Source organism: uncultured Campylobacter sp., assembly GCF_938045205.1.
Lineage (GTDB): Bacteria > Campylobacterota > Campylobacteria > Campylobacterales > Campylobacteraceae > Campylobacter_B.
Map to the genome: position 1 here is coordinate 1 of NZ_CALIMY010000125.1, position 7975 is coordinate 7975.

10 protein-coding genes are annotated in these 7975 nt (G+C 47.6%); 3 read left to right on the plus strand and 7 right to left on the minus strand.

Annotated features, from left to right (window positions below):
* Positions 1 to 1633 (minus strand): SEL1-like repeat protein (locus Q0198_RS07535; RefSeq protein WP_297896612.1); only part of this gene is annotated, 1633 nt, incomplete at its 3' end.
* A gap of 157 nt (positions 1634 to 1790) precedes the next feature.
* Here Q0198_RS07535 and hisD point away from each other — a divergent pair.
* The 3 genes from hisD to Q0198_RS07550 all read left to right on the plus strand — a co-directional run bounded on the left by hisD (position 1791) and on the right by Q0198_RS07550 (position 3627).
* Positions 1791 to 3080, plus strand: a complete 1290-nt coding sequence (gene hisD / locus Q0198_RS07540) for a histidinol dehydrogenase (protein WP_297896614.1) — start codon at positions 1791 to 1793, stop codon at positions 3078 to 3080.
* A 51-nt stretch (positions 3081 to 3131) separates the two neighbouring features.
* Positions 3132 to 3272: a hypothetical protein gene (locus Q0198_RS07545; protein ID WP_297896616.1), complete on the plus strand. Its 141-nt coding sequence runs from the start codon at positions 3132 to 3134 to the stop codon at positions 3270 to 3272.
* A 64-nt stretch (positions 3273 to 3336) separates the two neighbouring features.
* Positions 3337 to 3627, plus strand: coding sequence for a DUF5339 domain-containing protein (locus tag Q0198_RS07550; protein WP_291936556.1), 291 nt, complete (start codon positions 3337 to 3339; stop codon positions 3625 to 3627).
* 463 nt (positions 3628 to 4090) lie between these two features.
* Here Q0198_RS07550 and Q0198_RS07555 read toward each other — a convergent pair whose 3' ends face one another.
* The 6 genes from Q0198_RS07555 to Q0198_RS07580 form a co-directional block, all read right to left on the minus strand.
* Positions 4091 to 4708 carry a hypothetical protein gene (locus Q0198_RS07555; protein ID WP_297896618.1) on the minus strand — a complete coding sequence of 206 codons (618 nt, stop codon included), beginning with the start codon at positions 4706 to 4708 and terminating at the stop codon, positions 4091 to 4093.
* Positions 4709 to 4912: 204 nt separating this feature from the next.
* A complete protein-coding gene (locus Q0198_RS07560) occupies positions 4913 to 5614 on the minus strand; it encodes a YbaK/EbsC family protein (protein WP_297896619.1) in 702 nt (233 codons plus the stop codon).
* A gap of 184 nt (positions 5615 to 5798) precedes the next feature.
* Positions 5799 to 6224, minus strand: a complete 426-nt coding sequence (locus Q0198_RS07565) for an ecotin family protein (protein WP_297896620.1) — start codon at positions 6222 to 6224, stop codon at positions 5799 to 5801.
* A gap of 68 nt (positions 6225 to 6292) precedes the next feature.
* A complete protein-coding gene (locus Q0198_RS07570) occupies positions 6293 to 7024 on the minus strand; it encodes a hypothetical protein (protein WP_297896622.1) in 732 nt (243 codons plus the stop codon).
* Between the two features lie 247 nt (positions 7025 to 7271).
* Positions 7272 to 7619 carry a hypothetical protein gene (locus tag Q0198_RS07575; protein WP_297896624.1) on the minus strand — a complete coding sequence of 116 codons (348 nt, stop codon included), beginning with the start codon at positions 7617 to 7619 and terminating at the stop codon, positions 7272 to 7274.
* Positions 7620 to 7776: 157 nt separating this feature from the next.
* Positions 7777 to 7975, minus strand: a 199-nt coding sequence (locus Q0198_RS07580) for a hypothetical protein (RefSeq protein ID WP_297896626.1), incomplete at its 5' end; no start/stop codon positions are given.

A 7975-nucleotide genomic window follows, 5' to 3' on the forward strand; every position in this document is an offset into this window, starting at 1 on the left:
CACAAGCCTTGGAAAATAATTTATTTGCTATTTGGTAATCTTGTTTTACACCTTTACCAGATTCATATAGATGTCCGAGGCCATCACACCCTTCACCGGCTTCTAAATCACAAGCCTTAGAAAACAATTCACTCGCTTTTTCGTAATCTTGCTTTGTGCCTGCGCCTGAATAATATAAAAATCCAAGATTATGACATCCTATACCATATTCTAAATCACAAGCTTTGGAATATAATTCACTTGCTTTTTTATAGTCTTGGTTTACACCGTAGCCTGAATGATATAAAAATCCTAGATTGTAGCATCCTTCGGCAATTTCTAAATCACAAGCCTTGGAAAATAATTTATTTGCTATTTGGTAATCTTGTTTTACACCTTTTCCTTGTTCATATAAAGCTCCTAAGTTGACACATCCTAGTCCATCTCCAAGATTGCAAGCTTTAGAATACAGGTCTTTTGCTTTTTCAAAGTCTTGTTTTACACCTTTACCAGACTCATATAGAACCCCGAGACTATTGCAACCTTCACCGACATCCAAATCGCAAGCTTTAGAATATAGCTCATTTGCTTTGTTATAGTTTTGCTCTATGACTTCCCCTTGTTCATATAAAACTCCTAGATCACTACATCCTAGCCCGTTCCCCAAATTGCAAGCTTTGGAATATAGTTCGCTCGCTTTCTTATAGTCCCGCTTTACACCTTCGCTGGAACTATACAAAACTCCTAGATTATAGCATCCTGTGTTATGCCCCAAATCGCAAGCTCTAGAATACAAATTTATTGCTTTTTCAAAGTCTTGTTCTATGCCTTCGCCTGAGGCATACCAAAACCCTAGAGCATAGCATCCTATGCTATATCCTAAATCACAAGTCCTAGAAAACAATTCATTTGCTTTCTTATAGTCCTGCTTTGTATGATTGCCTAAATAGTATGAAGCTCCAAGATTGTAACATCCTTCGGCAACTTCTAAATTGCAAGCTTTAGAATAGAATTGATCCGCTTTTTGGTAGCTTTGTTTTACGCCTTCTCCTTTTTCATATAAAATTCCAAGATTATGGCAGCTTTTACCATGTTTTAAATCGCAAGCTTTCAAATATAGCTCGCTTGCTTTTTTATAATCCTGTTTTACGCCTTCGCCCGAGGCATATAAAAGCCCGAGATTGTAGCATCCGCGGCCTTCTTGCAAATCGCAAGCCTTGGAAAGCAGTTCGGTTGCTTTTTTGTAATCTTGCTTTACTCCCTTGCCTGAGTAGTATAAAACACCCAGATTGCCGCAAGCTATGCTATTTTTTAAGTCGCAGGCCTTAGAATACAGTTCGATCGCTTTTTTATAATCTTGTTCTACGCCCTTGCCGTATTCGTATGACGCCCCTAAGGTGGTGCAACCCCAGCCGTCTCCCAAATTACAGGCTTTAGAATTTAGCTCTTTTGCTTTCTCATAATCCTGCTTCACGCCATCCCCTGAATAGTATGCCATGGCGAGATTTACGCATGCTAAGGTGTTGTTGCTATCGCATTCGCTTTGTAATCTGCTTATACCGGGACCCTCTTGTTCTGCCGACGACAAAGCCGTGGCCCCCGCCGACGATACAGCCGCCGCCGTGGCGATTAGCGCCAAAAATATCTTTTTCATACATCTCTCCGTCTGAAATTTCGGCTATTTTATTTCATTTTCGCTTAATCTTTTGAAAATCGGCGAGCTCAAATAGTTTTTAAATTTACACAGCTGCAAGCTTAAAGGCGAAATTTAGCAAAAAGCGTTAAAATTCCAAGCATTACAAGGAGCAAAAATGAAAATTTTAAAAAGCACGGACGCAAATTTCAAAGAGGAATTTGCGAGGTTGGTGCGCCGCGGCGAGACGGATATGAGATCGGTAATGCCCGTCGTAAGCGGCATCATCGAGGAGATCAGAGCGCGCGGCGATGAGGCGCTAGCTGAACAGATTGAGAAATTTGACAGATGGCGCGTGCAGGGCGATCTGGCTATCACGCAAGAGCAGATGAGTCTTGCGTATGAAGGCTTAACCGCAGAGCTAAAAAACGCGCTACAAGTCGCATACGAGCGCATCTACGCCTATCACGAAAAGCAGCTTGAGAGAAGCTGGTTTAGCTTCGATCCAAGCGGCGCGATGCTCGGACAAAAGATTACGCCCGTGGATCGCGCGGGGCTGTATATCCCTGGCGGCAAGGCGGCGTATCCGAGCTCGCTTCTGATGAACGCGATCCCCGCAATCGTCGCGGGCGTAGAGGATATCAGCGTCTGCACCCCCGCCGTGGGCGGCGTCGTAAACGAGCTACTGCTTGCGGCGATGCATGTGCTAGGGATCAAAAAGGCCTACAAAGTGGGCGGCGCCAGCGCGATCGCGGCGATGGCATACGGCACGCGCACGATCGGCAAGGTCGATGTCATCACGGGACCCGGGAATATCTTCGTAGCGACCGCTAAAAAGCTCGTATTCGGCGACGTAAATATTGATATGATCGCAGGCCCTAGCGAAGTGGGCATCATCGCAAACGCTGCGGCAAATCCGCGCAACATCGCCGTGGATCTGCTCAGCCAAGCCGAGCACGACGAGATCGCAAGCAGCTTTTTGATAAGCGACGATGAAAAATTCGCTCTTGCCGTCGCCGAGCACATCGAGCGCGAGCTGCCTACGCTCGCGCGTGAGCCGATCGCTCGCGCCAGCGTGCAAAATAAGGGCGCAATCATCATCGCGCGCGATATGAACGAATGCGTGGAGCTGATGAACGAGCTTGCGGTCGAGCACCTCGAGATCGCGACTGAGAACGCCTACGAGCTGCTTCCGCGCATACGCCACGCAGGCGCGATATTTTTGGGTCACTACACGCCCGAAGCGATGGGCGATTACCTCGCAGGCCCTAACCACACGCTGCCGACCGGCGGAAGCGCGCGATTTTTCTCGCCTCTGGGGGTTTATAACTTCATCAAACGAAGCTCGATTATAGCGCTAAATAAGCGCGCCATAGACGAGCTCGGAGGCGCGTGCATGGCGCTAGCGGACGCAGAGGGGCTAGGCGCGCACAAAAAATCGGTGCAGATTAGATTTGAAGAGAAGTGATTTTATGCTGCAGTCCCAAGAGGCGGCGGGGACGGAATTTAAAGATCGTCGGTGATAGTTGCAAAACCGCGAGCCGAAATTTTAAAATTTAAAGACGAGTTAAATTTTAAAAAATGTAAGCGTTGCGACGAGAGTAAAATTTTAAAATTTCAAAAGCGCTATAAATTTAAAAAAACGGTCGTATTTGATTAAAATTTAAGGCAAATTTACTAAGCGAAATGATATACTTTCGCTGATTTTTTACAAGGAGAGAAAAATGAAAAAATCACTTTTAGTTTTGGCTAGTTTTGGCTTTGCGCTAAGTCTTAGCGCCGCAGATCTTTCAGATAGCTGCAAAGAGTATTTCGCAGATCTTGATAAGATGGTTGACACCTACAAACAAGCGGGTCAAGAGCAGCAGGTCAAGATGTATGAGGATCAAAAAAAGCAGTCTATGGATCAGATCAGCGCACTTCCTAAGGAGCAGCAAGAGGCCACTTGCAAGCAAGCTAAAGAGATATTTAAGCAGATGATGGATCAGATGAAACAACAAGGCGCTATGAAATAAGCACCTTCGCGGGCACGATGATGCCCTTTTCAGTCGCGGCGATACGATATCGTCGCGATTAATTCTTTTTAAACTCACACTTTTATTTTAAAAATTTTAAAATTTTAAAATTTGGATGTTTTATCCTCGTTGCTTTCGGGGCGCACCAAGAATTTCAGATTTGATATTTAGCTTGTTGCAGGAAGTCAAAACCAATAAAGCGCTCGCCGTCGTTAAAATACTCCGTAAGGCAATGCATCTTAGTGGAACGCTGCGGTGCACCAAAGATTTACGAGCCGTTTTGGCGCGGCTCGAAACAGCGCCTCATCAATATGACGAATTCAGGGCTCGGTTTGAGCGTTATTTTATCGCGATTTGAAATAGCTGGGCTCATAGATAGAGCAAATTCGCGTCTCAGTTTGCGGCTCTGCTTATGAATTTACGGCTTTACGACCAAAAACATCTCGCAAGATCGCCTTGAATTTTAATCCTTAGTAACGATCGTGCCGTTTTGTATTTCGTACACGCAGACATTTCTGTGCAGCTCTTTATCGCTATCTAAAGTATAGTAGTACGTTGTTACTGTGCAGCGTAAATCGGCGTCGATGACGAACTCCTGCTTGGCGCGCATTGGTGGCTTGCTTTTACCGCAGTGCACATAATCGACGTAAATTTCGCGACAATCGCTTATACGAAATGCGTCGTTTAAAAGGCACATAAAAACATATTCGTGCCCGTGCCTGCTATCTTGAAAATCCATCAGATAAAGCCTTAGCAGAATTGTTTTGGCGCTCTTTTCGGGCAAACGACAAGCCCTTATGTCTTTGATCCTCTTCCAATACGCGCTTAGATTGTCGATTAAAAAATTCTCCTTTGCGAACGAAAACAGCTCATTTTTATCAAGTAAATTTTTATCGATAGCTGCTAAGGGCGAAATTTCTCCCGGATAGCGTATCGGCAGTTGCGCGATCGGTAGATCGTCGTAAATATCTTTCATACTCTGATAAATCTCTGGCCGCGGCGCATCGTCTTCCTTGGCCGCGGCATTTTCCATGCCGCATAGCGTAAGTAGGCACAGCAAAAATATCCACACCTTTTTCATAGCATTCCCCATCCCCCCCTGTTTCGGTCGCAATCTCTTTGCTCCTGATCATACTGCAAATTTTAAAGCCTTAATATGAAGAAAAAAGATCAAAAATCAAAGTGCCCTTTTTACAACCACTCTCGCGCTGTCTTTTTCTGCCCTTGCTTTTGGGCTAATTTAATCCGATTCCTCTTGTTCTTACGTGAAACGGACGATGCGCTGCTATTCGTCTTCCGTAGCCTTTTCGGTGAAGCTAACGATGCGCGGAGTTGCGATGCGCGCGTAATCCTGTGCGTTTAGGATGATCGAGTGATCGAGCAGGCCCGCGTTGAAAGCGATCTCTTCGAACCGTCCGAACAGCGACGGATCGGCGATTAGCAGCAGTTTGTCGTGGAAGCTAAAAGGCGGCACCGAGCCGATGACGCAGTCCGTGAGATCGCCCACTTCATCGGGGCTTACGAGCGATGCTTTTGTGCCGCCAAGCCCCTCTGCCAAGCGTTTTAGATCGGTTTTATGATCGGCTGCGAAGACCGCTAGGACATAGATTCTGCCGTTTCTGCCCGCGGGTTTGTCGCTAGGAAGCTTCAGCTGCTGCGGCACATTTGCGCAGATTTGATCGGCGGTTAAAGTTAAATTTCCAGCGCAGGCGCCGTTTTCGCAGCCTTGAGCGCTCGCAAAGCTGGAAGCATTGGAGTTTTGCGCGTCATAGGCGCTTGCTAAATTTAAATTTTGCGCGAAAGAAATTTGCCCGTCCTTAAAGCCCTTGATCGTGCAAACCAGCGCCTTTGCGCCTTGACCTAGCTGCGTGCCTCGGGCTTTGGCGACTTCGGCGGAGGTGCCCGCGCTTTCGTGAGCTACGACGCGGAAGCGCGCGCTCTGCTGCGTCAAAAGCTCTTTTAGGCTTTCAAAAATTCTCTCTGACATACTCTCTCCTTGTTTTTGCGAAATTATACTGAAATTTTAACCAAACGACCCATCGGTGCCGAAATTCCATTCTTCGCCGTAAAATTTATCTCGCCTACGCGCAAAACCATTGCGCGATGAAAGATCTATTGCATGGCGGAAATTCCGCCATGCATAAGCTCGGTCCGCCCTGCTTCTTGCGAAATTATTTCATCTTGCGGATTTTAGGCTCTTTGCTCTCTACGAGTTCGTAAATTTTAAGCTCGACCTTAACGTCTTTGGGCGCTAAAATTCTAATTTCGCCGCCATCGTAGGCGAATGGATGCGTGAGCTCGTAATAGATCCGCTTCTTTTGCTTCTTGCCGTCGCACAGCATCAGCGTTTGAGCAAGCTCATCGCCGCCGCTAAACTCGTAATAAAGCCCGTCCGAGCCCTCTTTTTGCTCTATTTTGCCGCCGATCAGATACGCGTCGTTGCAGTCGGCTTTGATCTCTTTTGAAAAGATCGCTTCGACTTTAAATTGCTGCGGCGGCATCTTTGACGGCGTTAGCTGAAAGACGTTTAGCTGCTTTTGCGCCTCGCCGCCGAACAAAAACAGCGGCAATAGGAAAAATAAAACGCTTTTTCTCATACTTTGCTCCTTGAAAAGATATTTTTATTCAAAATTTTAGCAAAATTTTTACTCATTAAACTGAAATTTCAATCGACTTCGTTTTTTCCTCTAATACAGATTATGTTTTTTAACGCCTCCGTCTCTGATTTTAACGCCTCGCTATCGGTTTTTTGCGCGGTACTCTTTTTGTTTGCTAAATTTTTGCTAGAGCTTTGCGGCGACGGCTTTTCGTGCGAGCTTAAAGCCTTGACGGCGGCGCGCGATATTTCGCCCTGCGTCTGCACGGTGGAAATTTCGCCGCTAGCCTCGCCAGCCTTGCTCGCGTGGCGGCTTAGCACGCTTTTGACGCTTATCTTTTCGCCTGCGTAAAACGCCTCGCAAAGCCCGCCTTGCGCCTCATAGTCCGTTACTTTGACGCTGCCCTCTTGAAATTTGTAAAATTTCACCCGTTTTGCTCTGCGCAGCTCTTCGGTTCCGCCCCATACGTCGCTCTGCGCGTCAAGATCCGCGAGCACAAATGCGCCGTCTGCCGCCTTATACATATTGCCGAGCCTTATCGGTATGCGTTCGCCGCTCTTTTTGGTAAGCACGAAGCCGATCTTTTCGCCATCTTTTGGGTGCGGGCGGAATTGCCCCGAGAAAAACGCCGTGAAAAATGCGACCTCCTTGATCTCGCCGTCGGTGCCTAGGTATCTCGTCCAGCCATCTTCGGGCACGTCGATCTCGGCGACGTCTCGTCCGTCCTTTGCGCCGCATTTTAAGCCCGCGCAGCCGCTAAGCGCCAATGCTGCAAGCGCGGCTAGAAATAGGTTTTTCATATTTTCCCTTCAAATAAATTTTGGCTCAAAGCATGGCGCCCGCCCCGTCTCGGCGCGTAAATTTGCGCAAAATAGGGCGCGCTAGCTCACTCCGCGGGCTTGATGCACTACCGCGTCTAAACACATAAATCGCGCGAGATAAGCGGTAGCGCGGAATTTTAACGTAGCTCGGCGCGTTTTACAAGCGTTCCGCAGCAAATCCGCCCGAAACCTCGGGCGCATAAAGCCCGTATTGCGGCTAAATTTATCAAGCCGACGTCGCCCAGACGCGTAAAAATCGCTGTCCGCTCGCCTCAAACGAGCACTCCTGCCAGTCCCAGTCGTTCTCGCCGCCCATTGCGAAATTTTGAGGCTCGTCCGATAGCCCTGCCGCGCTCAAAGCTGCCGTTATTCGCTCTTTCATAAAATCATCTAGCTCGCAGGACTTGAATTTTTCAAATTTTATCTCGTAAAGGGAGGCGAGCCCAAAGTCCGCGCGCATGAGCTTGCCGCACTCTCTCGCGAACTCCGCCGCGCTGCATTCGTGCTTTGGGGCGTAGTACCAAACTTCCAGCTCCTCGATGCTTTCGCCCTCAAATTTTATGGATTTTATCATTTTGACCCCATTCCACTAGTCGCAGCATTTTTAAATTCGTCGCTTAAATTTCACTTGCCCCATACGGCGCAGGTCTTACGCGCAAAATCAAACTCTCGCTATCTGGCATGAGTGCGCTGCGCGGTCAAATTTAAATTTAATCCGCCGCGCTTCAAATTCAGACGCCGAAGTCTGCCCGCATCCCCTCTTTGCCCCTCGGCGTAAAATAGCAAACGACGTAGCAGAGCATTCGGTCTTTGCAATCGTATTTGGCTTCCAAAGCCTCGATAATGCGTGCAAACTCCTGCGGCGGCTTGTCCGCAAAGGCGCCTCGCAGCTCCTCTGCGGCGATCTGTTTCGGGCTAAGAAGCAGATAC

Bases quoted from the DNA above. Each gene is read 5' to 3' on its own strand.
- hisD (WP_297896614.1), top strand. From the start codon at position 1,791: ATGAAAATTTTAAAAAGCACGGACGCAAATTTCAAAGAGGAATTTGCG.
- Q0198_RS07550 (WP_291936556.1), top strand. From the start codon at position 3,337: ATGAAAAAATCACTTTTAGTTTTGGCTAGTTTTGGCTTTGCGCTAAGT.
- Q0198_RS07555 (WP_297896618.1), bottom strand. From the start codon at position 4,708: ATGAAAAAGGTGTGGATATTTTTGCTGTGCCTACTTACGCTATGCGGC.
- Q0198_RS07560 (WP_297896619.1), bottom strand. From the start codon at position 5,614: ATGTCAGAGAGAATTTTTGAAAGCCTAAAAGAGCTTTTGACGCAGCAG.
- Q0198_RS07565 (WP_297896620.1), bottom strand. From the start codon at position 6,224: ATGAGAAAAAGCGTTTTATTTTTCCTATTGCCGCTGTTTTTGTTCGGC.
- Q0198_RS07570 (WP_297896622.1), bottom strand. From the start codon at position 7,024: ATGAAAAACCTATTTCTAGCCGCGCTTGCAGCATTGGCGCTTAGCGGC.
- Q0198_RS07575 (WP_297896624.1), bottom strand. From the start codon at position 7,619: ATGATAAAATCCATAAAATTTGAGGGCGAAAGCATCGAGGAGCTGGAA.